Annotated in this window: 20 protein-coding genes; 7 read left to right on the forward strand and 13 right to left on the reverse strand. The window is 45.8% G+C overall.

The window, feature by feature from the left end:
- Window positions 1-124: 124 nt before the first annotated feature.
- Genes L3V35_RS22025 through pilM form a run of 5 tightly spaced genes read right to left on the reverse strand, consistent with a single transcriptional unit; the run spans window position 125 to window position 4629 of the window.
- Window positions 125-1843 (reverse strand): type IV pilus secretin PilQ family protein, encoded by a 1719-nt coding sequence (locus L3V35_RS22025; RefSeq protein WP_237300668.1) that lies wholly within the window; start codon window positions 1841-1843, stop codon window positions 125-127.
- Between the two features lie 35 nt (window positions 1844-1878).
- Entirely contained in the window at window positions 1879-2397 is a 519-nt protein-coding gene (locus L3V35_RS22030) for a pilus assembly protein PilP (protein ID WP_237300684.1), read from the reverse strand.
- A complete protein-coding gene (gene pilO, locus L3V35_RS22035; protein ID WP_004729667.1) occupies window positions 2384-3013 on the reverse strand; it encodes a type 4a pilus biogenesis protein PilO in 630 nt (209 codons plus the stop codon). Before pilO ends, L3V35_RS22030 begins: the two co-directional genes overlap by 14 nt.
- On the reverse strand, window positions 3006-3620 hold the full coding sequence (locus L3V35_RS22040) for a PilN domain-containing protein (protein WP_237300669.1): 615 nt from the start codon (window positions 3618-3620) through the stop codon (window positions 3006-3008). Before L3V35_RS22040 ends, pilO begins: the two co-directional genes overlap by 8 nt.
- Window positions 3604-4629, reverse strand: a complete 1026-nt coding sequence (pilM, locus tag L3V35_RS22045; protein ID WP_237300670.1) for a type IV pilus assembly protein PilM — start codon at window positions 4627-4629, stop codon at window positions 3604-3606. The genes L3V35_RS22040 and pilM overlap by 17 nt, the downstream gene beginning before the upstream one ends.
- Window positions 4630-4780: 151 nt before the next feature.
- On the opposite strand from pilM, the gene L3V35_RS22050 reads away from it, so the two are divergent.
- Window positions 4781-7342 carry a PBP1A family penicillin-binding protein gene (locus L3V35_RS22050; RefSeq protein WP_237300671.1) on the forward strand — a complete coding sequence of 854 codons (2562 nt, stop codon included), beginning with the start codon at window positions 4781-4783 and terminating at the stop codon, window positions 7340-7342.
- A 112-nt stretch (window positions 7343-7454) separates the two neighbouring features.
- Here L3V35_RS22050 and oxyR read toward each other — a convergent pair whose 3' ends face one another.
- Window positions 7455-8348: a DNA-binding transcriptional regulator OxyR gene (oxyR, locus tag L3V35_RS22055; protein ID WP_114634071.1), complete on the reverse strand. Its 894-nt coding sequence runs from the start codon at window positions 8346-8348 to the stop codon at window positions 7455-7457.
- A 220-nt stretch (window positions 8349-8568) separates the two neighbouring features.
- On the opposite strand from oxyR, the gene L3V35_RS22060 reads away from it, so the two are divergent.
- Window positions 8569-9297, forward strand: a complete 729-nt coding sequence (locus tag L3V35_RS22060; protein WP_004729672.1) for a glutathione peroxidase — start codon at window positions 8569-8571, stop codon at window positions 9295-9297.
- Window positions 9298-9575: 278 nt separating this feature from the next.
- On the forward strand, window positions 9576-11042 hold the full coding sequence (locus L3V35_RS22065; protein ID WP_237300672.1) for a dihydrolipoyl dehydrogenase: 1467 nt from the start codon (window positions 9576-9578) through the stop codon (window positions 11040-11042).
- A gap of 315 nt (window positions 11043-11357) precedes the next feature.
- Here the strand turns inward: L3V35_RS22065 and L3V35_RS22070 are convergent, their stop codons facing one another.
- On the reverse strand, window positions 11358-11705 hold the full coding sequence (locus L3V35_RS22070; RefSeq protein ID WP_004729674.1) for a RidA family protein: 348 nt from the start codon (window positions 11703-11705) through the stop codon (window positions 11358-11360).
- 87 nt (window positions 11706-11792) lie between these two features.
- Between L3V35_RS22070 and L3V35_RS22075 the strand changes: the two genes are divergently transcribed.
- Window positions 11793-12041: a DUF3624 domain-containing protein gene (locus L3V35_RS22075; RefSeq protein ID WP_026012359.1), complete on the forward strand. Its 249-nt coding sequence runs from the start codon at window positions 11793-11795 to the stop codon at window positions 12039-12041.
- A gap of 279 nt (window positions 12042-12320) precedes the next feature.
- Here L3V35_RS22075 and argH read toward each other — a convergent pair whose 3' ends face one another.
- The 4 genes from argH to argC form a co-directional block, all read right to left on the reverse strand.
- Window positions 12321-14195: an argininosuccinate lyase gene (gene argH / locus L3V35_RS22080; protein WP_004729676.1), complete on the reverse strand. Its 1875-nt coding sequence runs from the start codon at window positions 14193-14195 to the stop codon at window positions 12321-12323.
- A 347-nt stretch (window positions 14196-14542) separates the two neighbouring features.
- The gene (locus tag L3V35_RS22085) at window positions 14543-15754 is read right to left on the reverse strand and encodes an argininosuccinate synthase (protein ID WP_009848894.1); all 1212 of its coding nucleotides are present in this window, start codon (window positions 15752-15754) and stop codon (window positions 14543-14545) included.
- A gap of 113 nt (window positions 15755-15867) precedes the next feature.
- On the reverse strand, window positions 15868-16656 hold the full coding sequence (argB, locus tag L3V35_RS22090) for an acetylglutamate kinase (protein ID WP_004729678.1): 789 nt from the start codon (window positions 16654-16656) through the stop codon (window positions 15868-15870).
- A 12-nt stretch (window positions 16657-16668) separates the two neighbouring features.
- On the reverse strand, window positions 16669-17673 hold the full coding sequence (argC, locus tag L3V35_RS22095) for an N-acetyl-gamma-glutamyl-phosphate reductase (RefSeq protein WP_237300673.1): 1005 nt from the start codon (window positions 17671-17673) through the stop codon (window positions 16669-16671).
- A 153-nt stretch (window positions 17674-17826) separates the two neighbouring features.
- Between argC and argE the strand changes: the two genes are divergently transcribed.
- From argE to L3V35_RS22110, 3 genes are all read left to right on the forward strand, one after another.
- Window positions 17827-18963, forward strand: coding sequence for an acetylornithine deacetylase (argE, locus tag L3V35_RS22100; RefSeq protein ID WP_237300674.1), 1137 nt, complete (start codon window positions 17827-17829; stop codon window positions 18961-18963).
- Between the two features lie 251 nt (window positions 18964-19214).
- Window positions 19215-21851 carry a phosphoenolpyruvate carboxylase gene (gene ppc / locus L3V35_RS22105; RefSeq protein ID WP_017077604.1) on the forward strand — a complete coding sequence of 879 codons (2637 nt, stop codon included), beginning with the start codon at window positions 19215-19217 and terminating at the stop codon, window positions 21849-21851.
- A gap of 373 nt (window positions 21852-22224) precedes the next feature.
- Complete coding sequence (locus L3V35_RS22110) at window positions 22225-22764, forward strand: PadR family transcriptional regulator (RefSeq protein ID WP_004729682.1); 540 nt, start codon at window positions 22225-22227, stop codon at window positions 22762-22764.
- A gap of 115 nt (window positions 22765-22879) precedes the next feature.
- Here the strand turns inward: L3V35_RS22110 and metF are convergent, their stop codons facing one another.
- Both metF and L3V35_RS22120 read right to left on the reverse strand, forming a co-directional pair.
- A complete protein-coding gene (metF, locus tag L3V35_RS22115; protein ID WP_029224094.1) occupies window positions 22880-23779 on the reverse strand; it encodes a methylenetetrahydrofolate reductase in 900 nt (299 codons plus the stop codon).
- Window positions 23780-24054: 275 nt separating this feature from the next.
- Complete coding sequence (locus L3V35_RS22120; protein ID WP_237300675.1) at window positions 24055-26466, reverse strand: bifunctional aspartate kinase/homoserine dehydrogenase II; 2412 nt, start codon at window positions 26464-26466, stop codon at window positions 24055-24057.

Below are 26466 nucleotides of genomic sequence, written 5' to 3' on the forward strand. Positions count from 1 at the left end.
TCAGTACAAGTACTGAAATTAAAAGGCCCGTGGCACCGATTCCTCACAGATAATTCGTGATAAGACCCGAAATTATCAAGGTTAGGTGCCACTAATGCAACTTTATTTTTAATCTAATTGCTCATTACTGAATCACAACTTTGGGTGTAACAAAAATAAGTAGTTCACTTTTACCCACATTTTCATAGCTACGACGGAATAATGCACCCAAAACTGGCAGGTCTCCTAACAGAGGAACTTTGTCCACTGTACTGCTCACACTGTGCTGAAATATCCCGCCAAGCACGACCGTTTCACCATTATTAACAAGCACTTGCGTACCTATTCGTTGAGTATCAATGGCAACAGCCTCACCCGTTCCCGTTTTTACTACTTGCCCTGGCCTATCTTGCGTCACGCTTAAATCCAATACCAAACGATTGTCGGGCGTGATTTGTGGTGTCACCTTAAGACTCAACACTGCTTTCTTAAATGCGACCGAAGTAGCACCACTTGAAGACGACTCTAAATAAGGAATTTCAGTACCTTGCTCAATATAAGCGGGCTTTTTATTGGTGGTGATTAAACGTGGGCTGGAAATAATCTCAGCTTTTGACTCTTGTTGTAATGCCGACAATTCAAGATCAAGCAAGGTATCTGAACCCAGTTTGGCCACCTGAAACGCAATGCTTGATGCATTAGGAGATGTCGCCCCTAGATTAACGTTGAGGAAATCGTCAATCGCACTATTCACACCATTATCGTCATACGGCGTAATTTGCGATGGATGGTTGCCCTCTATCGAGCCGCCAACTTTGAAGCTACCGTTGGTGGAAGAAACACCCCAACGCACCCCTAACTCATCAAGGTTACCCTCGGTAACGGTTACGATGCGCGCCTCTATCTGGACTTGCTTCACGGGGATGTCCAAAGATTCAATGATGCCTCGTATCACGGTAATGTTTTCTTCCAGTTCACGAATCAGCAAAGAATTGGTGCGTTCATCAATGGTAATCGAACCACGATCGGACAACATGCTCACCGCCTCTTCACCGCCAATCATGTCGGCAATGTCGGTGGCTTTAGCAAAATTAATCTTGATGATTTCCGACTTAAGCTCTCCTAACTCCTCTTCCAAGCGAGATTTCTCTAACGCTTGTTGCTCTCGAAGATCGAGTTCTGCTTTTGGCGCCACCAAAATAACATTGCCATCAACGCGCTTATCTAGTCCTTTAACTTGCAAGATAATGTCGAGAACTTGCTGCCAAGGTACGCCATCTAAACGTAAAGTTAGGTTACCAGCTACCGAGTCAGACACGACGAGATTGAAATCGTTGTAGTCAGCAATCAGCTGAAGGACATTTCGTACCGGGATATCTTGGAAGTTAATCGATATCAGTTTGCCCTCTTTTTCTAAAACGCTTTTCTCTTTGGTCGCTTCATTGATAACAGGCTTGCTGATCACCACCTCTATGAAACGACCTTTTAGGTTATATTCATACTGATAGTCACCAGCGATCGTCGCCAACAGTCGTGTGCTGGGCGTCTCTTTATAGACTTCAATACCTTCCACTAGGGTCGCGAAATCCTTCACATCCAAAAGATAAAGCTTATCGTCATTAACATGAGTATTGAGTAATTCGATACTTAACCCTTCCTGAGCACGTTGAACATCCACCACAGCGGTGCTGGTTGCCAGCTCAATAATAATGACGGCGTCTTTATCCTTATTTATCCTAAAATCAATATTCTCCAATTGATTAGGTAAGCTCTCGGCGTGGCTGAGCACACTAAAGACCAACATCACAGACACAGCAAAACCTTGTAGAGCCTTGCTCACTAATCCACTTATTCCTTTAATCATATTTACATCTCATATCCACATCATGTGACATTGGTTTACTTCAGAGCCAGCCTAACGTTGCGCTTGTGCCAACAACCTAAGCCATCTGGAAGAGTTTCATTAATCAGAACGTACTGGCTTGTTACCTTGGTAACACGACCATTGTTTAAGCCGATAAACTGGCCTTTCTTGACGTTTACCACGTTCCCTTTGGGTGTTTGCACTAACCCAAACACACTTGTTCCGCTTCCCATGACGCCTCTTAAACGAAGCTTACTCAGTGGGTACTTCTCTAATTTTCCATTGCGAGAACGTGCGCTAGGTTGCCAACAGTCTTTCTTAACTAGAGGCTGATTTTGCACGATGGCTTCTTTAGGCAGTTCAAACGGAGGACGAAAGGCGCGGCGCTGATAAGTAGCGGCCAAAAATTCAGTCGCAGGAACCAGTTGTTCCACCTCTTTTCTCGCTTTGGCCTCAACTTGCACTACAAAGTCTTCTAACGAATCTTCATTCGCTTTACAGCCCGTGAGCACAAGCAATAGTAATGTTGAATAAAACACGCTATTGGGTTTCATCATTGACCTCCGATTTAAATTGGTAGGTATAAGCTCGAACCCTGAAGTGCAGCGTGCTACTTTCTTGACTGACTCGCTGCCAATTCACGTCATCAAAGCTGATGATGCGCGGCAGCTTAGCAATGGCCGCAGAGAAATCACCAATCTCGTGGTAGTCACCCGTCAGCTCGATGTTGAGCGGTAAACGATAGAGAAACTCTTTGTTCTGTTTCTGGCCCCAATCAATTCGCGTAAATGTCAGCTTATTATCCAATCCAAGCTCGTTCACAGAGGCCAACATACTGGCTAGCTCTTTTTGAACGGGCAATTGCTCCAATAGATAGTCGTAACGGCTAGTTAGCTCATCCAACTGGCTCTGAAGCTTAGGTAAGGCCGCAACCTTATTGGCCTTTATTCTCAAGGTCGCTTTTAAGGTCTGCTCCTGTTGCTTCATCTGTTGCAGTTCATCGTCGAGCGGCAGCACATAAAGCCAAGTGCCAACACCTTGGATTAACACTATCAACACCAGAATCACGAGAAGCTGAGGCAACAATGGCCATTCGGTGATCTCATCAACATCGAGATCTTGCAAACTCATCCTGTTTTGCCAACTAATCTTATTTTGAAGGTTAGCCATGATGCGCCCCCTTCTCTTTTATGTGCGCAGTTGTGCTCTCTGCGGTCGTGCTTTCTAAAGACACAGGGCTAAACACAAAAGAGACCTTGAAGGTCTGAAACTCTTTATTGAAGCGCTTGCGGTTATGAACGATGGAGTGCATCTCAACCCCTTTCAGAGAATCTGAACGCTCGAGGTTGTCCAACATCGTAGCGAGACGAGCAGTACTGTCGCTGATGCCCGACATTTCAATCTCCTGACCATTCATCTTTATCTTGTCGACATACACACCCTCGGGAATCAGCTCCGGCATCAAGTTCATAAAGTCGGTGGTCTTATTGCGGCCAAGCTGTAGCGATTCGACTACATCAAGCCTAGTCAGAATCGCTTTATGCTCCTGCTCTGCGACCTTTAATGACTGAATTTGTCGGTCGAGCTCGGCAATATATCGATTGAGGTAACTAAGACGTGCTTGCTGCTTGGCTTGTTGGTCGTAAAAATAGTGACCAACCGCCCATTGCCCTGCAAGCGCGATGATGACACCAAGAATGATCAGATGGATAAAGCGCTTCTTATGCTGAGCGCGAATCTCATCACGCCACGGCAGCAGGTTAATTTGATGCAACATGCTTTTCTCCCTGCCACTTGAGTCCACTTATCGCCATACCCGCCGCAATACCGAAATGTTGCCAGTTCGTTGGTAATCGACGTCGCTTCGCCACCTTATTCTCAAATAGAGACAAAGGGTTCAGTGACTCGCAACTCATCTGAAAATGACGTTCTAGCTCTTCGGTTACCATAGGAATGCTGGCGCCCTCGCCCATCAGCCAGATCCCTGAGATAGGTTGCTGTGCATTTCCCGAGGAATAGAGCTGCAATTGACGCTTGAGCTTCTCAATCAGGTTAACAATGAATTGATGTGTATCTTCAGTGGTGGCGAACACACTCTCGATATCACTTGCCGCACCATTGCTGCGAAGATCTTTGGTACCAAAAGCGATATCTTTATAAAACGGTGCCAAACCTTGTGGAATAATGCCTAACGACGTTTGGTCGATTCCCACATCCACCAGCAGCCAGTTTTTCTTTTCGGGGTACAGGCGCGATGCCATTTGCCAGATGTTAAGCAACCCATGCGCCTGCGTGTCTACCACAACAGGTTTAAAACCAGCTTTGGTCAAAGCATCCGCTCGGCTATCCACCACTTCTTTACGTGTGGCGTATACCTGGTAACTCCTTGTCGAACCTTTACCAAATCGTTTGTCTTCTAGCTTTACAAAATCTAAACTCAGCTCCTCTATCGGAAAGGGAGATTGATGAGCAAAGGTTTGATAGATCGAAAACTCTTTTTCTCTATCTTCTAACTCACTTTCTATTTGCAGTACTTTGCTGATCACCGTGTTATCAGGTACTGAAATAGCGACGTTGCAACAGCCAAAAGGCAGACCTTTCCTAAGTTCTTTAAGTTTCTTAACAGTTTTCTGATACTCCAAAGTATGGTTAGCTGTAAAAATGTCGTCCGAAATCGGCAGCTCTTTGTATCCCACTAGGGCATACAACTCCCCCACGGGTTTTAGTACCACGGCTTTGATGCTGTGATGATTTATATCTATACCTGTAATTAATGATGAACCCATGTGACCTAGCTCCTGAAGTGCCAAGCATTTCGTTGATTATCTAGGGGTTGTGATTATTAGTTAAATAAGCGTTAATAAACGAAAGCTAAGTTTTTAGCCTAGAGTACAAGGGTTTGCTGCTTATCAGCCTTAACTAATCAGGGATTATCCGGTGAAGTTCATAAAGCGATTATTCATATTTACATTGATTTGCATGATTCTTGGAGTCAGTACAATTTTTGGGTTTTATTATTACGTAAAACCAGAGTTGCCTGATGTTGCCACTTTGCGTGACGTGAAGCTCCAAACGCCAATGCAAGTCTTCAGTCAAGACGGTAAGTTGATCTCTCAATTTGGCGAAAAGCGTCGTAACCCAGTGACTTATGACGAGATTCCTCGCCACTTAGTTGAGGCCCTGATTGCCACCGAGGATAGCCGTTTCTACGAACACCCAGGTATTGATCCAATCGGTATCACCCGTGCAGCGCTCGTCGTTGCTATGTCGGGTTCAGCCAAGCAAGGGGCGAGTACCATTACTCAGCAGCTTGCGCGTAACTTCTTCTTATCTAATGAGAAAAAGATCATGCGTAAGATCAAAGAGATCTTCATTGCGATCCATATCGAGCAACTGCTTAGCAAAGAAGAGATCATGGAGCTTTATGTAAATAAGATCTTCCTTGGTCACCGCTCGTACGGTTTTGGCGCGGCAGCGCGTGTTTATTTCGGAAAGGATCTCCCTGAGCTCACCCTGAGTGAAATTGCTACGCTGGCGGGGATGCCGAAAGCACCATCCACGATGAACCCTATCTATTCGCTTGAGCGCGCGACTCACCGTCGTAACGTGGTATTACGTCGTATGTTAGACGAGAAATACATCACTCAAGCAGAGTTCGATGAAGCTCGTAGCGAGACATTGATATCGAAATACCACGGTGCAGAGATTGAACTGAGCGCGCCGTATGTTGCTGAAGTAGCACGTGCTTGGATGGTTGAACGCTATGGCGAAGCCGCTTACACATCAGGAATGAAGGTTTACACGACCGTTGATTCAAAACTGCAAAAAGCAGCGAACCAAGCGGCGATTAAGAACCTACTTGGCTACGATGAGCGTCACGGCTACCGTGGTGCAGAAAAAGTATTATGGCAGACGGCACAATCAGCTTGGGATCAGGAACAAATCGTTAAACACCTTAAGTCTCAACCAACCTATGGTGACTTAGTACCTGCTGTTGTTACCGCGGTTGATTCGAAAAGTGCTCAAGTTTGGGTTAAAAACCAAGGTGAAGGCACTATTGAGTGGCAAGGCATGAACTGGGCGCGTAAATTCCTAACGGATAATCGCCAAGGACCAGCCCCTTCTCAAGCGAAAGAGATTCTTGCTGTTGGTGAACAAGTTTGGGTTCGCCATGAAGCAATTACAGGAGACGAAGTATCTGAAGAACCGACAGAAGAGTCAGCAGAGGCGAAGTCAGAAACACCTGTTGAATGGCGACTAAGCCAAGTACCCAATGCGAACACTGCTTTTGTTGCAATGAACCCGAACAACGGCGCGGTATTGTCGATGGTGGGTGGCTTTAACTTTGTTCACAACAAATTCAACCGTGCGACGCAATCTATTCGTCAGGTGGGTTCTGGTATCAAACCATTTATCTACTCAGCGGCGATTGATAAAGGCCTAACGTTAGCATCACTGATCAACGATGCGCCTATCAATCAATGGGATAAGAGCCAAGGTACCGCATGGCGACCAAAGAACTCACCACCGACCTACGTGGGTCCTACGCGTTTACGTATTGGCTTAGCTCAATCTAAAAACGTAATGGCTGTGCGTGTGCTGCGTGAAGTTGGCTTAGATGATACTCGTAACTACCTAACTCGTTTTGGTTTTGATATTGACGAAGTACCTCGATCTGAAACCATTGCTCTAGGTGCGGGTAGCTTAACGCCAATGAAGGTAGCTCAAGGTTACTCAGTATTCGCTAATGGCGGCTACTACGTTGAACCTTTCTACATCAGCCGTATTGAAACGCCATTTGGTGAGACTGAATTCGAAGCGACACCGAAAGTGGTTTGTAAGGACAATTGCGATCATAAGGTTGCCACAGACCCAATGGCCGATGAGTTTGCAGAGCAAGATGTGGATGCCAAAGTACAATACGCACCTCAAGTCATCTCTGAGCAGAACGCATTCCTTGTTCGTGAAATGATGTACAGCAACATCTGGGGCGGCGGTGACTGGAGTGCTGGCACAGGTTGGAATGGTACAGGTTGGCGAGCTCAGCCGTTGAAGCGCCGTGACATTGGCGGCAAAACTGGCACAACCAATGACTCGAAAGATACATGGTACAGCGGCTACGGCCCTGGCATGGTGGCAACGGTATGGGTGGGTTTTGATAACCACAACCGTAACCTAGGTCGAACTAAAGCGAACTCTAACCTTGGCAAGAGCCAGATTACCGGTGCCGAAGCGGGCGCTAAAACGGCAGAGCCTGCATGGGTTGATTTCATGGGTACAGCGTTAGCAGGCGTTCCTGCACAACGTAAAGAGCTTCCAGAAAACATCATCCGTGTTCGTATCGACCGTGAAACGGGCCTACTGACGAACAAGTTCGATAGCTCATCAATGTTCGAGTACTTCGAGAAAGGCACAGAGCCAACTGAGTACATCACTGAACGTTTCAATGATGACATCTACTCAACGTCATCAGGCGAAACAGTAGAAGAGCTGTTCTAGCTAGAGTTTGTTGAACCTAGCAAGATGAACCAACAAAAAAGGGTTGATATGAATTCATATCAACCCTTTTTTTATATCTACATCTGAACGAACTCCACTCTAAACTCGAGTGCTAAGCCGTTTTTTCCAATTGAGTTCGGATAGCCTCAGCCAGTTGCTCAAAACGCCCCTTTAGCGGAGAGCCCGGTCGGTAGGCAACAACAATGCGACGTGAAGGTGTTGGATTCACCGCAGGCACGTAACACACGCCATCTTTTTGTTTTTCCTTTGGAACCGATAACTGAGGAAGCAGGGTAATACCCGCCCCTGCCGCTACCATGTTACGCAGCGTTTCTAAGCTGGTCGCTTTAAAGCGTTCATCATCTTTTGCACCCGCAGCAAAACAGAAGCCCAAGGCTTGGTCTCGTAAGCAATGACCATCGCCCAGTGCAAGTACGGTTTGTCCATTTAACTGCAGCATATCGACAGCATCCTGCTGTGCCCATTCATGATCACACGGTACGGCAACGCTTAATGGCTCGTCATAGACATCAATCTCTTTGAACGCCGCCGTTTCATCTACCGCAGCCAGCACCAAGCAATCAAGTTTGCCATCTTCTAGTTGGCTCACTAACTGATGGGTCTGCGCTTCGTGCAGGTAAAGCTCAAGATCTGGGAAACTCTCTTTTAGATGAGGAATAATCTTTGGCAAAATGTATGGGCCAACGGTCGGGATAAAACCAATGTGCATTGGTCCCGTCATCGCTTCACCGTGTCCACTCGCCATATCTTTAAACGTCTTTACCTCGTTGAGAATGCGCTTGGCTTGCTCAACAAGTTGTAAACCTGACTCTGTAAATATTACCTTCCTTGGGCTACGCTCGGTTAACTGAAGTCCAATTTCATCTTCCAGTTTGCGTATTTGACCGCTCAATGTCGGCTGACTTACAAAGCACGCTTCTGCTGCTTTTCGAAAATGTTTGTGCTCAGCGAGCGCCACCAAGTATTCAAAGTCACGAATGTTCATGCTCAGTCTCTTACCTCAGGTTTTAATAAGAACAAGGGTTTTAATAGAAACATTTAAAAGAAAAATGCTCTTGATAGAATTTACCTATCAAAACCATAACATCAAACGATTAGAGCTATCAAAGGATTTATCTAATAATGGGCTCAACGAAACGAAACAGAGCAAAGAAAAACGTTATGCTCTGATAGAAAAAATTAAAATACTATTTAAGGAAATCAATATGTTTGCATCTAAAGAAGGTCAATCAATCCCTCAAGTAACATTCCCAACTCGCCAAGGTGATGCATGGGTTAACGTAACGACGGAAGAGCTATTCAAAGACAAGACAGTTATCGTATTCAGCCTACCAGGTGCGTTTACACCAACATGTTCTTCAAGCCACCTACCTCGTTACAACGAGCTGCACTCTGTATTCAAAGAAAACGGCGTTGATGACATCCTTTGTGTTTCTGTAAACGACACGTTCGTAATGAACGCATGGAAAGCAGACCAAGAAGCTGAAAAAATCACATTCATCCCAGATGGCAACGGCGACTTCACAGACGGCATGGGTATGCTAGTTGAGAAAAACGACATCGGCTTTGGCAAACGTTCATGGCGCTACAGCATGCTGGTTAAAAACGGCGTGGTAGAAAAAATGTTCATCGAAGAAGATGTACCAGGCGACCCGTTCAAGGTTTCTGATGCTGATACTATGCTTAACTACCTTGCTCCTGAACACAAAGAGCAAGAGTCAATCACAGTATTCACTAAGCCAGGCTGTCCTTTCTGTATGAAAGCAAAACAGAACCTAATCGACAAAGGTCTAAACTACGAAGAAGTGGTTCTAGGTAAAGACGCAACAACAGTAAGCCTACGTGCAATCTCTGGTCGCACTACCGTTCCTCAAGTATTCATCGGTGGCAAACACATCGGTGGCAGCGAAGAACTAGAAACTTTCCTAGGTTAATCACTTAGTCGCTAATAAACGCTTAGTGATTAAATAACCTAAGTAATTAAATAGCTTAGTAATACCAGCTAACTCACCTTTTTGTGGGTTAGCTATTCCAAACCACTCTTATCTGAGCTTTGGAAAAGAATATAGCTCGTAGCTCGCAAACCTAAGAGTCACAAGCTAAACCTAATAAAACAGAATCACAAAACTGACCCGCAATCCTGACTCTCAAAAAATCACCAGAGTTGGAGGGGTTCGTTCACACTAAATTTAGCCATTGCGAGAAAATTATTATGAAACAAGTCAATGTAGATGTAGCAGTTATCGGGGGCGGTACAGCAGGTCTAGGTTCTTACCGCGCTGCAAAAGCACACACTGACAGTGTCGTGATGATTGAATGCGGCCCTTACGGCACAACCTGTGCTCGTGTTGGTTGTATGCCATCCAAACTGCTTATTGCAGCAGCTGAAAGCGTACACCAAATCGAGAAAGCTCCGGCTTTTGGCGTTCACCCACAAGGTGATATCGTGATTAACGGCCGTGAAGTGATGGACCGAGTGAAGTTTGAACGTGACCGTTTTGTTGGTTTTGTTTTAGAAGGTGTTGATGAAATCCCAGAGCAAGACAAGATCTCTGGCTACGCAAAGTTCTTAGACGACAACACGCTACAAATCGATGACCACACGGTTGTCAACGCTAAGCGTATTGTTATCGCGACCGGCTCTCGCCCTGCATACCCTGCAGTTTGGAATGAGCTTGGTGACCGCCTGATCATTAACGACGACGTGTTCAGCTGGGATGATTTACCGGAATCAGTCGCAGTATTTGGCCCAGGTGTGATTGGTCTTGAGCTTGGTCAGTCACTGCATCGCTTAGGTGTGAAGACCAAACTGTTCGGTTTGGGTGGTCAAGTTGGCCCAGTAACCGACCCAGAAATCATGGCGTATGCAGATAAAGCCTTCAATGAAGAGTTCTACCTTGATGCTGACGTGAAAATCGAAAGCATGAAGCGCATTACCACAGAATCAGGTAAAGCTCGCGTCGAAATCCAGTTCATCAATAAGCAAGGTGAACTAGAAACAAACATCGTTGAGTATGTTCTGGCAGCAACAGGCCGTCGTCCTAATACAGACAAGCTTGGCCTAGAGAATACCTCTCTTGAGCTTGATGAGCGTGGTGTTCCAATTGCCGACCACTACACACTACAAACATCACTGCCATCGGTATTTATTGCCGGAGATGCAAGCAACCAACTGCCTCTACTGCATGAAGCAGCAGACCAAGCACGTATTGCGGGTGATAATGCAGGTCGCTTCCCTGAGATTCGCGCAGGCTTACGCCGCTCTAAAATCTCTGCGGTATTCTCTGACCCACAAATCGCGATGGTGGGTGAAACATACAAAGAGATCATAACCCGCTTAGGCACCTGTGGCTGTTTCGCAACAGGTGAAGTGTCTTTCGAGAACCAAGGTCGTTCACGAGTGATGCTACGCAACAAAGGTATTCTGCACGTTTACGGCGAGCAAGGTACAGGCCGTTTCCTTGGTGCTGAGATGATGGGACCAAACGCAGAACATTTGGCTCACTTACTCGCATGGGCACACCAGAAAAAGATGACGGTTTCTGAAATGTTGGATATGCCATTTTACCACCCAGTAATTGAAGAAGGTGTACGAACAGCGCTACGTGACCTGAATGCGAAACTGCACCTTGGTCCAGAGATGGTGAAACACTGTCTAGATTGTGGCCCGGGTTGTTAATCTCAGGCTATCGTTAGCAATGAGCAAACGCTAGATACTAAAAAGGAAAGCCATTGGCTTTCCTTTTTGTTTTTGGCAACGAGCAAATAACAGATTCCCGATTACGCTCCTTCGTCGCTTTCGGGAATGACGTAACTTTTAACGCACATCTGAGCCGAAGCCAATCAGTGTGATGGTAGTTTTAAAAACGCATCTAAGCTGAAGCAGACCAAAGTGACGCATCAGCTAAACCAAAACTTAACCGTCATTCCAGAACCGAGGGACGAGGTATCTGGAATCTCTTGAAGCCATGGCTTGTCGCTAAAGACTTAGCGATTACTTCTCAGCAGCAATCACAGAGATCTCAACAAGTAACGCTTCACGAGCCATGTCGCCAGTCACACATGCGCGAGCTGGAGCGTGACCTTCTGGAACCCATGCATCCCAAACTGCATTCATTTCTTGGAAGTCTTTCATGTCTTTCAAGTAAATCGTTGCTGACAGCATATGTTCTTTGTCGCTACCCGCTTGCTCAAGTAGGGCTTCCACTTTATCCAGCATCGTTTGTGTTTGCTCAGTGATGTCTTTTGTTGCATCAGCACACACTTGGCCACATAGGTAGATAGTGCCGTTGTGTTTAACAATACGGCTCATGCGTTGTTTGGTTTCTTGGCGCTCAATCATCGACTTTCTCTCTCTGTGTCACCGTGATCCAATATCTTGTGACGTGTTATTATCAAGGCAACAAGCATAACGCGAATCAAACCCAAGATGACATGCATTCATTGCAATAAAAGTGAAAAAATCCGTAACAAACTCGGCCGCTGCCAGCGCTGTATGAATCAGCTGATGGTGTTGTCGATTTTAAGTTGGGGAGCATGGTGGTTGTTTTTCAAAGAAGACCCAAAAACCATCAATGCCATCGCGTTGATGATGGCCGCTTTTGCGTTCAGTGGGTTGCTGTCGTTACATGGGATAATGAAATTTGTCGTGCTGCCTTTAAGGAACAAAAAGCGCTAACAGAGAGACTTTGCTAGATAAGTGATAAAGACTAGATAAGCGATAAAGACTAGATAAGCGATAAAGGCTAGATACCCAATAAAATGACCCGACTCAGCAAGCCATCATCATTTCCCAAACAGCAGATAGAAAAAAGCCCCAGAACCAATCGATTCTAGGGCTTTCTTAGAAAATTCTAAGAAAAAGCAGTGGTACTTTAATAGACCGGACTTTTCTTAATTTGTTCCCAAAAAAGATCAATTTTTTGATCTTTTTTTTAGGGACTATAAAATCAATGCTTTATGCAACATTAACCTTAGCGATGATCTGCTCTACCAAGTTCACTTCCAAGGCCACTTCATCACACGCGTGTTGACGAGGACACTGGTCACAATCTTTCAGCACCTTCTCAGGTAGCAGAGATTTTGATGTCGGTAAGAAGTCATGCTTCATAAAGAACTCTGGAGTACGAGTCAGTACAAACACCTTCTTAATGGCCATTTGTCGTGCTTTATCAACCAAGTGCTGCACAATCGCTGTACCCTGCCCTTGACCTTGCCACCCAGCCTCAACACCGAGCGAGCGAATTTCCGCTAAACCAGAATCATACACATAGAGTGATGCACAACCTGTCACCTCACCATGATGTTCTGCGACAGCAAACGAGCCAATATCACGCACCAGTTCATTACGAGAACGAGGTAGGTTTTCTCCCATGTTCGCCCAGTAGGCCACCATGCCTTCCAACGCTTCAATATCCGTCAGACGAGCAGGACGAACCTTCACGATGGAAGTGTCACGCTGTGATAAACGCTTCTCAGCTTGGTCAACCGCGTAAGCCACTTGCTGTGGTGATACACCGCCTAGCGCGCTACGTTTTTCAAGACACGATTCAATGGTCAGGATGTCATACACATCCTCTTCAATCACCTCAGAGAACTCTTTCATCTCTGCGATGGTTAACTCTTCTAATGCACAGCCTTTAGCAATCGCCGCCACTACCGTCACACCAACAATATGGTGAGCTTCACGGAAAGGAATGCCTTTCGCTACTAGGTAATCAGCCAGTTCGGTTGAGTTCGCGTAGCCTTGTTTCGCTGCTTCAAGTGTACGTTCGCCGTTCACTTTAATGCCGTCAAAACAAAGAGCAGCCATTTCCATACAATCATTCCAAGTATCTAAAGCGTCGAACAGACCTTCTTTATCTTCTTGCATATCTTTGTTGTACGCCAAAGGCAGGGCTTTCACTGTCATCATCATTGCGGCTAATGAACCATAAACACGGCCAGTTTTGCCACGGATAAGTTCGAGCGCATCAGGATTTTTCTTCTGTGGCATCAGAGATGAACCTGACGTCACGGTATCCGCTAACTCGATGAAGTTCGATTCACCTGAGTTGTAGAAAATCATATCTTCTGCAAGACGTGAAAGGTGAAGCATTGAAATAGAAGCGATCGACATCAGCTCCATCACATGATCACGGTCAGAAACTGAATCTAGAGAGTTGCGCGTTGCACGACGGAAACCTAAGTTGTGAGCTAACTCTTCACGGTCCATCGGGTAAGCAGTTCCTGCAAGGGCACCAGAACCCAGCGGACATGTATCTAGACGCTTAATCGCATCATTCAAACGCGAGTAATCACGCTCAAGCATTTCTACGTAAGCCAAACACCAGTGAGCAAAAGTTACCGGCTGAGCACGTTGCAAGTGAGTGTAGCCAGGAAGCACGGTTTCTTGATGCTGAGAAGCAACATTCACCATTTGGCTTTGCAGACGGTCAAGCGCGAGTAGCAGTTGGTTGCCTTGTTGACGACACCATAGTTTAAGGTCGGTCGCCACTTGGTCATTACGAGAACGGCCAGTATGCAGTTTTTTGCCCAAATCACCGACTTTGCCGATAAGTTGTTGCTCAACCCAGCTGTGAATATCTTCTGCATCAGAACGTAAGATCTGTTCAGGATCTTCCATCACCTCGAGTTTTAGCTCGTTCAGTGCAAGCTCTAGTCTTTGCTGTTCTTCTTCTGTTAGAACGTTGACCGATTGTAGAGCCTTTGACCAGGCAATAGAGCCCACAATGTCTTGCTCAGCCAATCGGTAATCAAAACGAAGAGAATCGTTAAAATCTTTGAACCGGGTGTCTGCTGCTTGGGTAAATCTACCGCCCCATAATGCCATTGTGTATCTCCTAATTGCACAGTGCTCACTGTTTTTGCAAATGATAATTCTGATTAAGATTCAGTATTTTTCTGATGGTTTAAACTTACGGCAATTCAAAATGAAAATAAAGTATTAATTCATTATTTTAACATATTTATTCACCAAAAGTTCATTCCATTGATTATTTTCAGCGTGGAGCGCGAATTATATGCCATTCGACAGTAAAAACCGAAGCTGATTTATTAAACAAACAGAAAGCAAAAAGCCCACTCACTAATCAATAGTAAATGGGCTTTGCATAATAATGTCTGTTTACTGGCCTTCAACCTTTCGCTAAAGGCTAGCTCACTAACTCATTGTTCGGATTACTTTTGGCTATTCAGAGCACGGATACGGCTTGATAGCGAGTAAAGACGGATGAAACCTTCAGCGTGGCTTTGGTCGTAAACTTCATCTTCGCCAAAGGTTGCAAACTCTTCTGAGTACAGGCTGTTGTCAGAACGCTTCTGAGTCACCGTTGCATGGCCTTTGTAAAGTTTGATAACCACTTCACCATTCACGTCTTGTGCTAGCTCATCTGTTGCTGCAAGAATTGACTTACATAGCGGAGTGAACCAACGGCCATCGTATACAAGGTGAGAAGCTTTAACACCCAACTCTTCACGGAATTCAAATGCTGCTTTATCAAGAACCAGTTGCTCTACTGCACGTAGTGCTTCCATCATGATTGTGCCACCTGGAGTTTCGTAACAACCACGAGATTTCATGCCAACAAGACGGTTTTCTACGATATCGATACGACCAACACCGTGTTTAGCACCCTTCTCGTTTAGGTAAACCAGCGCGTTGTATGGCGTCATTGTTTCGCCATCAACCGCGACCACTTCGCCTTTTTCAACTTTAAGCGTCACTGTTTCAGATTCGTTTGGCGCTTGCTCTGGGTCTACAGTCCAAGCCCAACAATCTTCATCCGGTGCGTTCCATGTGTTTTCTAGAACACCACCTTCTGTAGAGATATGCCATGCGTTTGCATCACGCGAGTAGATCTTAGTCAGAGAAGCCGTACAAGGGATGTTACGTTCTGCTAGGTAATCCAGACACTCTTCACGACTTACTAGATCCCATTCACGCCAAGGTGCAATTACGTGTAGGTCTGGTGCTAGTGCAGCAAATGCACCTTCAAAACGAACTTGGTCATTACCCTTACCTGTACAGCCGTGACATAGAGCGTCTGCACCTACTTTACGTGCAACTTCAACCTGAGCTTTCGCAATGATTGGACGAGCCATTGAAGTACCTAACAAGTATTTACCTTCGTAGTAAGCACCTGTTTTAAGCGTTGGGTAGATGTAATCTGCCACCATCTCTTCTTTAAGGTCAGCGATGTAACACTCAGACGCACCAGAAGCTTTTGCTTTCTCTTCGATTCCAATCAGCTCTTCATCGCCTTGGCCTACATCAGCAACAAATGCGATAACTTCGCAGTCATAGTTCTCTTTCAACCATGGGATGATTACTGATGTGTCTAGACCGCCAGAGTAGGCTACTACAACTTTCTTTACGTTAACTTTGCTCATTTTCTTTCTCCTAGTTTCCATACTGCACATGGCGGTCAGCGTTGGAAATCACTTTAATAATTATATATTTAATTTATTTATCTAAATTCTTTAGTAGTAACTCGTAGTGAGGTCTACTGAGGTAAAAACTGTGTTCCTATGCTCTTACCTGCAAAAAGTTGTGTCAGCTTGTCTGGGTATCGCCAGGTTGCAACTTCAATTGGTCGTCCTAGGTCATTAGCCGCTTCTAGTGCAGCTTGTACTTTCACGATCATGCCATCGGTAATCACTTTACCTTTAATAAGGTCATCGGCTTGTTGCTGATTAAGGCTTGGAATCAGGTGGCCTTTACCATCCAATACACCACTGACATCAGAAAGCAGTACCAGTTCAGCATCAAGCGCGCCAGCTACAGCTACAGCAGCTTGGTCTGCATTGACGTTCATCAGTTGGCCTTGCTCAGTCAAACCAATCGAGCTAATGATTGGCAGTGCGCCAGCATTAAGGATGGCTTGCAGGACGGTTGAGTCGCCCGGCTCAGCTTTACCTACTGCACCTAATTCAGGGTTCAGCTCGCTGACTTTACATAGACCACCATCAGCTAGGCTCAAACCAACAGCGTTGATGCCGTCTTTAATCGCCTGACCTTGAAGCAATTTGTTGGCCGTGCCCGCTAGCGCACCAGCGATCAAAGGAATCTGATCATAAGGAGTAACACGTAGCCCTTCTTTCTTAACGGTTTCAAGGTTCAACTTATTCATCAAATCATCAACAAGGTAACCACCGCCGTGAACAATCACGATTGGTCGCTGTGCCTGCTGTTGGTAAGCTGAAATCGCACCAAATAACTTGCTAAGTGTTTCACCACAAGATAGCGCAGCGCCACCTAACTTTATGATTAATGGTTGATTATTAAGGCTCATATCTAGATTTCCTTACACTAACGCAGTTAATGGTGCAAAACCATAACGTAAATTCAAACACTGCATCGCTTGACTAGATGCACCCTTTAATAAGTTATCAATCGCTGAAACAACGATGATGTGCTGACCTTGTACCTTCCAACCTAAATCGCAGAAAGGTGTTTGTTCTACATCTTGAATTCTTGGCAATGTCTCTTCGAGTAATCTCACAGCTGGTTTACCTTGATAAGCTTGCTCGAAGGCCTCTTGTATCTGTTGTTCTGTCACACCGTCAACCAGTTTCATGGTAATGGTCGCTAAAATGCCACGCTTAAAGTTGCCTAGGTGCGGGGTGAAAATCACATCACATCCTAGATGTGCAGCCATTTCAGGTTGATGACGGTGGTTGAATACACCATAAGCTTGTAGGCTTACTTCGCAGAAGCTGTTGACCATACTCGCCTTGCGGCCTGCTCCAGTGACACCACTGGTCGCGTTAATCACCGGCCATTGATTCCCATCCAGTAACTTCGCTTCAACCAAAGGCTTAATCGCCAGTTGTGATGCAGTTGGGTAACAACCCGCGACGGCGACAAGCTGAGCCTCTTTGATTTCTTGTTCGTTCCATTCAGCTAAACCGTAAGCAGCTTTGTCTAGCAATTGTTCGTGTTGATGTTCAAAACCGTAAAACTCTTGATAGAAGTTTTCGCCTTTAACTCTGAATGCACCCGATAGGTCGAACACTTGGCAATCGTTCTCAAGGAAGATTGGCGCTAGGTCGTGACTTACCTCGTGTGCAGTGGCTAAGAAAATCACATCAGACTGTTTAGCCACTTCTTCCGGATTTGTTAAAGGTTGCACTGGCATATCAATCAGGCCAGCTAACTTACCGTGCAGTGCAGCGATAGGTTTGCCTGCGTCTACACTATTGGCTGAGACATATAAACCTGATAGCGTGAGCTCAGGGTGTCTGTTTATCATTAGAGCCAGTTCTGCTCCTGTGTAGCCGCTTGCGCCAATGATCGTGGTTTTCAACATCTCAACACATCCATTCTTGAGGTAAGTTACATTTCAAATTTGACTATTCATACTTAATTTTTAGCTTTATTTGATTTCTTATGCATTAAATATGATTTAATATGTGTTTTACCGACTTATGGTTTTCCTGTCAATAGTAGAAGTGAAGTTATTATGCAATTACCGAGTTTTCTTGAGGTCTATAAAGGCCTAATTTCCACCGACTCCATTAGCTCCACCGATCCAAGCTGGGATCATGGCAACGAGAAAGTGATCGAAAAAATGGCTCAATGGTTTAAAGACGTAGGCTTTAGTGTTGAGGTGGTAGAGGTCGAACCCGGCAAGCATAATATGGTCGCAAAGATGGGTTCTGGCGAAGGGGGCTTACTGCTTGCAGGACACAGCGACACCGTGCCATTCGATGAAGGACGTTGGAACTTCGACCCTCACGCACTGACAGAACACAACAACCGCTTCTACGGATTAGGCACCGCCGATATGAAAGGCTTTTTCGCTTTCGTTTATGAAGCTGCAAAGAAGATGGATTGGAGCAAGCAAACCAAGCCGCTTTATGTATTAGCAACCTGTGACGAAGAAACCACTATGCTGGGTGCACGTCATTTCACTGAAAATGCGCCGTTTAAACCGGATTACTGCATCATTGGTGAGCCAACCAGCCTAGTGCCGATTCGTGGTCATAAAGGTCATGTCGCCAACGCAGTACGAGTAACCGGTAAATCAGGCCACTCTTCTGATCCAGCATTAGGCGTCAACGCCATTGAGATCATGCATGAAGTGCTGTTTGCTTTAATGCAGCTGCGTGACAAGCTAGTCAAAGAGTACCATCACCCAGGTTTTGCAATTCCAAGCCCTACTCTGAACCTTGGTCATATTCACGGTGGCGACAGCGCTAACCGTATCTGTGGTTGTTGTGAACTGCACTATGATGTTCGTCCTTTACCGGGCATTAGCTTAGATGGCTTGGATAACATGCTGCGTAGCGCACTTAAAGAAGTAGAAGCAAAATGGCCGGGCAGAATTGAGATCACTCCCCTGCATGAGCCAATCCCGGGTTATGAGTGCCAGCACGACCATCCATTTATTGATGGCATGGAATCAGTTTGTGAAATTGAATCGCAAACCGTGAACTACTGTACTGAAGCACCTTTCCTTCAAGAGTTATGTCCAACCTTGGTGTTAGGTCCAGGCTCAATTGACCAAGCTCACCAACCGGATGAGTTCTTAAGCTTCGATTTTATTGACCCAACAATTGATGTTCTGAGTAAATCGATCCGTAAATATTGTTTCTAGTTATTACTTCCTTTCCAATATTTTCGTATATAAGCCACCCAAAAAGGTGGCTTTTATTCTGTTATCCCTGACACAGCCTGATCTTGTAATTAAATTTCACTTTTTCTCTAAGTTTTGAAAAATTTACTTCTCCCGCATTTTTAAACCTAATAATTGCAAACTTAGAATGCTTTATTTGACTAGATACAGCACTTTTCGCTAGATTGTGTACTTAACAAGGAACAATGGATGTAATTTTTTTACGAGGCAGGATGACAATGAACGAGAAATACGCCGCTCTCAAGAGTAACGTAAGCATGCTGGGACGCTTGCTAGGTAACACAATCCAAGATGCACATGGTGACGTTATCTTAGAGAAAGTGGAGACTATCCGTAAACTTTCCAAATCCGCCCGCGCAGGCAACAAAGCTGACCGTGACAGCCTAGTTGAAGAAATCAAAAACCTGCCGAACGAACAACTCACTCCTGTTGCTCGTGCATTTAACCAATTTCTCAACCTCACCAACATGGCAGAGCAATACCACACCATCTCTCGCCACTGTGAGGAGCATGTTTGCGAACCAGACGTGCTGCAATCTCTATTTTCTAAACTAAATCAAAATGACATCAGCAAGCTAGACGCGGCTCAAGCCGTTCGCGACCTGAACATTGAACTCGTTTTGACCGCTCACCCAACAGAAATCACTCGTCGAACCATGATCAACAAGCTGGTTAAGATCAACGAGTGTCTGTCTAAATTGGAATTAAGCGACCTATCACACAAAGAACGCGTGAAAACAGAACGTCGTCTAGAGCAGCTTATCGCTCAAGGTTGGCACTCTGATGTGATTCGTCAGCAACGCCCGACACCACTTGATGAAGCTAAGTGGGGCTTTGCGGTTGTAGAAAACTCTCTATGGGAAGCCGTGCCTGATTTCCTACGTGATATGGATGGCCGACTAAAAGGGTACCTTGGTGAAGGCCTACCAATCGATGCACGCCCAGTTCACTTCTCATCTTGGATGGGTGGCGACCGCGATGGTAACCCATTCGTAACGCACACCATCACCAAAGAAGTACTGCGCCTATCTCGCTGGAAAGCCGCTGATCTGTACCTAGGTGACGTGAACGAGCTGATTACCGAACTGTCGATGACGAAGTGTAATGATGCCGTTCGTGAATTGGCTGGCGATGAGCACGAAGCTTACCGTGCAATCCTTAAGAGCCTACGCACTCTGCTGAACAACACGCTAGAAGTGCTTGACGCAAAACTGCATGATGCTGAAGTACCGAAGAAAGAAACACTGCAGAACATCGACCAACTTTGGACACCACTTTACGCGTGTTACCAATCGCTGCACGAATGTGGCATGGGCGTAATCGCAGATGGTTCTCTGCTTGATACTCTACGTCGCCTAAAAGCATTCGGTGTGCATTTAGTTCGTCTCGATGTTCGTCAAGAAAGTACACGTCACTCAGATGTCCTATCTGAACTGACTCGCTACTTGGGCATTGGCGATTACGACCAGTGGAGCGAACAAGACAAGATTGCTTTCTTAACCAATGAATTAAGCTCAAAACGCCCACTGCTACCGCGCGACTGGGAGCCATCTGAACAGGTCAAAGAGGTTTTAGACACCTGTAAGGTCGTTGCTGCTCAACCTCGCGAAGCCTTTGGTGCTTACGTAATTTCTATGGCTCGTACAGCATCGGATGTGCTGGCTGTTCACTTGCTGCTGCAAGAATGTGGTTGCCCGTACCGCATGGACGTATGTCCATTGTTCGAAACGCTGGACGACTTGAACAACTCAGAAGCAGTAATGAAACAGCTAATGAGCATCGATTTGTACCGTGGCTTTATCCAGAACCACCAAATGGTGATGATCGGATACTCTGACTCAGCAAAAGATGCCGGCGTAATGTCTGCAGGTTGGGCGCAATACGACGCGATGGACAAGCTGGTTAAGGTTTGTGAAGAAGAAGGCATTGAACTGACTCTATTCCACGGTCGTGGCGGTACAGTTGGTCGTGGTGGTGCTCCTGCGCATGCTGCACTTCTTTCTCAACCACCTAAGAGTTTAAAAGGCGGCTTACGTGTGACAGAGCAAGGCGAAATGATCCGCTTTAAACTTGGCTTGCCAGATGTTGCCGTAAACAGTTTCAACCTATACGCAAGTGCGATTCTAGAAGCGAACCTTCTGCCGCCACCAGAACCAAAGCAAGAGTGGCGCGACCTAATGGAAGTGCTTTCTCAAGTTTCTTGTGAGGCTTACCGCAACGTAGTTCGTGGCGAAGAGAAATTTGTACCTTACTTCCGTCAAGCGACACCAGAGCTAGAGCTCGGCAAACTGCCACTCGGTTCTCGCCCAGCAAAACGTAACCCGAACGGTGGCGTAGAAAGCCTACGTGCTATTCCATGGATCTTCTCTTGGAGCCAGAACCGCTTAGTTCTTCCTGCATGGTTAGGCGCGGGCGAAGCGATTCAATATTCAGTAGATCAAGGCCATCAAGCGCTACTGGAAGAAATGTGTCGTGAATGGCCATTCTTCTCTACTCGTCTAGGTATGTTGGAAATGGTGTACTCTAAGTGCAACATGGAAATTGCGAAGTACTACGACCAGCGTCTTGTTGATAAAGAACTACTGCCATTAGGTGAGTTACTGCGTGAACAGCTGCAAAAAGACATCAAAGCGGTACTAAATGTAGAGAACAACGAGAACCTGATGCAAAGTGACCCTTGGGGACTTGAATCGATTCGCCTTCGTAACATCTACGTTGAGCCACTAAACATGCTTCAAGCAGAACTACTTTACCGTACTCGTAAGTGTGAAACACCACCAGCAGAGCTAGAAGAAGCACTAATGGTGACGATTGCAGGTATTGCAGCAGGTATGCGAAATACTGGTTAATTAGTGATTCCTACTATAACCTAATCAGCATTTACATCTACAAAAAGAACAAAAGGTCGCCATGTGCGGCCTTTTTATTTCACCAGATAACCGATAGTAAGTATTTTGTCAGTTTTTTGGGTTATTTTGTCCATGTATTCTACTTTATGCTTATTATTTAGATATACTACTGCTCCGCTGCGGAAACACTCCAAAAAAATAATCTGCAGCAACTTGACCTATAAACTGGTCAACCTAGGTGATAAACGGCTTTGTAAGGTGACATAACCAACCGCCGAGTTGGTGCTACTTAGACATAACCAATATAACGTGCCATTAGAAGCACACTTGTTGTCTAAGTATTTGTTTACTGTTTACCATTTGGATTTCAGACATGTCATTACCACACGTAATTCTAACCGTTTTAAGTACACGCGATGCTACTGGTTACGATATCACAAAAGAATTCTCCTCAAGCATTGGTTACTTCTGGAAAGCTAGCCACCAACAAGTTTACCGCGAGCTAAATAAAATGGCTCAGAACGACCAGGTAACTTGCGTGCTTGAGCCTCAAGAAGGCAAACCTGATCGTAAAGTTTACTCTATCACTGACGCAGGCCGTGGCGCGCTAGGTGAATGGTTTGAACAACCAACTGCACACCCAACCGTTCGTGACGAGTTCTCAGCTAAGCTAATGGCTTGTGCTGTACAACCTGCTGACGCTTACCGTGTACAACTTGCTGAGCTAGTTGAAGAGTCTCGCAAACTGGTTTCTCACTACAAAGAAATCGAAGCGGCTTACTACGCAACGCCATCTACACTAGACAAGCAAGCACGCCTAGAGCGTTTAACGCTTCGTCGTAACCTACTTATCCGTGAAGCATGGATTGTTTGGGCGGACGAAGTACTGCTTGAACTTGGTGCTCTTGCTTAAGTTAAGCTAGACGCTAGAAAAGCAAAAGGCTTGAACTCTTAGAGTACAAGCCTTTTTTGTATCTATCGGATTTGAGATTTACAGCAAATAGCGCTTTAACAAGGCTGAAGCTTAATTACAGCGCAGCAACTTGTGGGCGAACACCTAGAGTATGGCAAAGTGCGTAGGTCATTTCTGCACGGTTTAGCGTGTAGAAGTGGAAGTCTTTCACACCTTCACGGCTCAGCGTACGAACCATATCGATCGCTTGGCTCGCACCGACTAACTGGCGAGTCGTTGGATCATCATCCAAGCCTTCGAATTGCTTCGCCATCCAGCCCGGTACTTTTACGTTATTCATCGCAGCGAAACGAGACGCTTGCTTGAAGTTAGATACTGGCAAGATACCCGGTACAATCTCAACATCCACACCAGCCGCTACACAACGGTCACGGAAACGTAGGTAGCTTTCTACATCGAAGAAGAATTGCGTAATAGCACGGTTCGCGCCCGCATCCACTTTACGCTTTAGGTTAATAAGATCAGATTGAGCGCTTTTTGCTTCAGGGTGAACCTCAGGGAATGCCGCTACTGAGATATCAAAATCGTGGCGAGATTTAAGCAGCTCGACTAGATCAGATGCGTACATCTCTGGCGCACCGCCGCCTGCTGGGATGTCACCACGCAACGCAACAATGCTTTCAATACCATTTGCCCAGTAGTCGTCAGCAATTTGAATCAGCTCGTCGCGGCTCGCATCAATACATGTAAGGTGTGGTGCTGCCACTAGGCCAGTTTGGTTCTTAATTTCTTTAATGATTGAGTGGGTACGGTCACGTTCACCCGAGTTTGCACCGTAAGTTACCGATACAAATTTTGGTTGAAGTGTTTTAAGACGGTGAACAGAGTTCCACAAGGTCTCTTCCATCTTCTCACTGCTTGGTGGAAAAAACTCAAATGACACATTGATGTTGTCAGAAAGCTCAGCGATATTCTGATTTAAAGCGTCGATATGACTAGCGTGTGTGTATCCCATCTTACTCTCCCTGTGGCAAAAGCAACCACTAAAACTCAAATCCTTAAACGACGTTTAGACGTCTATATGTCTGTAGAATGTATTGAATACGATTTAATGTCAACAGATCCATTATGAATTTTTCTCAAGTAGATCGTGAGTAAAACTCAAGTCGTTAGATGGGTCGCAAAGCAGAAATAATGTAGAAAAAAGGCTGACAAACACATCGTGCTTTCAGCCTTATTTATCTTAGTGAATAGTATGCTATTTAGACACTAAACCAACCGATCTGAAAATCAAAACAGGCTAGACATTCTGTTTAGGTCAGATTGAATTGCACCAGCAGTGACTTCACGCCCTGCACCTGGGCCGCGAATAACCAATGGATTATCTTTGTACCATTTGCTCTCAATCGCAAAGATATTATCGCAGGGCAGTAAGTTCGCCAGTGCGTGCTCTTTCGATAGTGCTTCAACGCCTACGGTTGCTTTACCATTCTTCTCCAAACGCGCTACGTAACGTAGAACCTTTTGTTGAGAGTGCGCTTTTTCCAAACGCTCAGCTAACTCTTCGCTCAGCACCGAAGCCTTATCAAAGAAATCATCCACCGATAGCTCTTGCAGCTCTGAAGGTACTAACGATTCGACTTTGACGTTTTCAGGTTCAATATCCAAACCCGATTCACGCGCCAGAATCACCAGCTTACGCATGACGTCTGAACCATCAAGGTCAGCACGCGGGTCCGGTTCAGTCAGGCCTTGTTGCCACGCTAAGTCGACTAACTCGCTGAACGGCACCGTGCCATCAAACTGTTGGAACAACCAAGATAGAGTGCCAGAGAAGATGCCTGATAAGGCAATAATATCATCGCCGCTTTCACGCAGGTCTCGTACTGTGTGGTTGATAGGTAAGCCTGCACCCACTGTCGCGTTGTACAACCAATGACGGCTGATCTTAGCGAAAGCATCTTGTACCTGATGGTAATACTCGCTCGATGCAGAACCAGCCACCTTGTTAGCCGAGATTAGGTGGATACCTTGTTGTGCAATTTGTAGGTATTTTGCAGCAAGCACAGGACTTGCAGTTACATCGAGTACTACTGCTTCATCGTAACCCTGAATAGAGCCCAAACGCTCTAACCAGTCGTTACCGTTGTTGGCAATCGCTTCGTCATCAAAACGCTTACCTACAGAAGTCGCATCAATACCTTGGTCATCGAACCAATAGGTTTGGCTATCAACCACCGCAACCAATTCAAAGTTCATCCCACGACGCTTTTCAAGTTCCGCTTTTTGCTCTGAAAACAGGCTTAACCAACTTGAGCCAATATTGCCCTTACCACACAAGGCAATCGCAACACGCTTCTGAGCTTGGAACAGTTGAGAATGAATGCCTTTCACTAGGCTTGATGTTTCACTCTTACGAATCACGGCCACCAAGCTTAAGCCTGAGTTCGCTTCTGAGATGAACTCTACTGGCGAGCTCTTGAGCTGTTGGTAGAAACCGTAGCAATGGTTCGGGTTCTTAGTCACACCCGCCCCCACTGCAGCAATCAGAGAAAAACCTTCTTTCAGTTTAATCTCAGCTTCAATCGCGTGGTCTTGTAGATATTCTAATGCACCACCAGCGATCTCTTCCGTGTAAGCAAGGCGCAAGCAGTGTTGATCGGGTTCTAATTCATAAGCAAGCGGCTCTAATTGAGCACGCTTAAGCCCTTCAAGGACTTCACTCTCCAGACGGTCGAAATCATGGCCGTGACCAAAGGTCAGTTGCACGATAAGAACTTCATCCAAAGAGGTAATAATTTTTGCACCGCGCCCCGATGCCAGTACTCGCTCTATCTGTGTAGAGCCCGCCTCCGGCTGGTAGCTGCAGCGCAAGCTGAGATCCATGGCACTTTGAGCGACAGGCTGTAGCGTTCGGCTGTGTAGCACTGGAGCCGCAAGACGAGCTAATTCACTGGCTTCATCAAGGCGAAGCAGAGGTAATAAGCACGCATCCGAAACCAAACGAGGGTCTGCGCTGTATACGCCCGCCACATCACTCCAGATTGTCACGCGTTCAACTTCAGCCAGAGCACCAATCACGGTTGCTGAGTAATCCGAACCGTTACGACCAAGCAGTACCGTTTCGCCTTCGCAGTTCTGAGCCATAAAGCCAGTAATTACCACGCGGCAATGTGCATGCTGCGCCAAGGCTTCTTTAATCAGAGGATAAGAGCGTGCGCGGTCAACTTCAGGTTGAGCACCCGCTTCTGCACGTAAAAAGGCACGCGCATCTTGAGCAACCGCTTGTAAGTCATGCTGGCACAACAACGTCGCCAGCAAACGTGAAGACCAAACCTCACCATGACCCAGTACTTGTGCTTTTTGTGCTTCACTCAAGGGAGCCGTTAGCTCACCCAAAGCGGTAAATTCTTGTTGGATAGTTGCCGTTAGTTGCGAGGCAGCTTCACCTTCAAGCAGAACCTCAATCAGTTCAAGTTGAAACTGACGAAGGGTTTGCAGGCATTCATGAGCAATACGACCATCTTTGTCGAGCGCTTCGACAAACTCAATTAAGCGGTTGGTTGTTTTACCTGCGGCCGATACCACCACCAAATCCGTCGCTGATGAATATTCTCTAAGAATGTTGACCACGCGTTGGTAACACTCAGGGTTCGCTAAACTGCTGCCACCAAATTTATGTAGCTGGCGAAAGGTTGCCAT

This window comes from Vibrio sp. L5-1 (assembly GCF_021728315.1).
In the GTDB taxonomy this organism is placed as follows: Bacteria; Pseudomonadota; Gammaproteobacteria; order Enterobacterales; family Vibrionaceae; genus Vibrio; species Vibrio splendidus_K.

Excerpts from the sequence above, each read along its gene's own strand:
- argB (WP_004729678.1), bottom strand. The coding sequence starts at position 16,656 with ATGAGCCTTAATAATCAACCATTAATCATAAAGTTAGGTGGCGCTGCG.
- pilO (WP_004729667.1), bottom strand. The coding sequence starts at position 3,013 with ATGGCTAACCTTCAAAATAAGATTAGTTGGCAAAACAGGATGAGTTTG.
- argH (WP_004729676.1), bottom strand. The coding sequence starts at position 14,195 with ATGGCATTATGGGGCGGTAGATTTACCCAAGCAGCAGACACCCGGTTC.
- L3V35_RS22040 (WP_237300669.1), bottom strand. The coding sequence starts at position 3,620 with ATGTTGCATCAAATTAACCTGCTGCCGTGGCGTGATGAGATTCGCGCT.
- L3V35_RS22060 (WP_004729672.1), top strand. The coding sequence starts at position 8,569 with ATGTTTGCATCTAAAGAAGGTCAATCAATCCCTCAAGTAACATTCCCA.
- argC (WP_237300673.1), bottom strand. The coding sequence starts at position 17,673 with ATGTTGAAAACCACGATCATTGGCGCAAGCGGCTACACAGGAGCAGAA.
- argE (WP_237300674.1), top strand. The coding sequence starts at position 17,827 with ATGCAATTACCGAGTTTTCTTGAGGTCTATAAAGGCCTAATTTCCACC.
- L3V35_RS22070 (WP_004729674.1), bottom strand. The coding sequence starts at position 11,705 with ATGATTGAGCGCCAAGAAACCAAACAACGCATGAGCCGTATTGTTAAA.
- L3V35_RS22075 (WP_026012359.1), top strand. The coding sequence starts at position 11,793 with ATGACATGCATTCATTGCAATAAAAGTGAAAAAATCCGTAACAAACTC.
- L3V35_RS22030 (WP_237300684.1), bottom strand. The coding sequence starts at position 2,397 with ATGAAACCCAATAGCGTGTTTTATTCAACATTACTATTGCTTGTGCTC.
- pilM (WP_237300670.1), bottom strand. The coding sequence starts at position 4,629 with ATGGGTTCATCATTAATTACAGGTATAGATATAAATCATCACAGCATC.
- metF (WP_029224094.1), bottom strand. The coding sequence starts at position 23,779 with ATGGGATACACACACGCTAGTCATATCGACGCTTTAAATCAGAATATC.
- oxyR (WP_114634071.1), bottom strand. The coding sequence starts at position 8,348 with ATGAACATTCGTGACTTTGAATACTTGGTGGCGCTCGCTGAGCACAAA.
- L3V35_RS22120 (WP_237300675.1), bottom strand. The coding sequence starts at position 26,466 with ATGGCAACCTTTCGCCAGCTACATAAATTTGGTGGCAGCAGTTTAGCG.
- ppc (WP_017077604.1), top strand. The coding sequence starts at position 19,215 with ATGACAATGAACGAGAAATACGCCGCTCTCAAGAGTAACGTAAGCATG.
- L3V35_RS22025 (WP_237300668.1), bottom strand. The coding sequence starts at position 1,843 with ATGATTAAAGGAATAAGTGGATTAGTGAGCAAGGCTCTACAAGGTTTT.
- L3V35_RS22065 (WP_237300672.1), top strand. The coding sequence starts at position 9,576 with ATGAAACAAGTCAATGTAGATGTAGCAGTTATCGGGGGCGGTACAGCA.
- L3V35_RS22110 (WP_004729682.1), top strand. The coding sequence starts at position 22,225 with ATGTCATTACCACACGTAATTCTAACCGTTTTAAGTACACGCGATGCT.
- L3V35_RS22085 (WP_009848894.1), bottom strand. The coding sequence starts at position 15,754 with ATGAGCAAAGTTAACGTAAAGAAAGTTGTAGTAGCCTACTCTGGCGGT.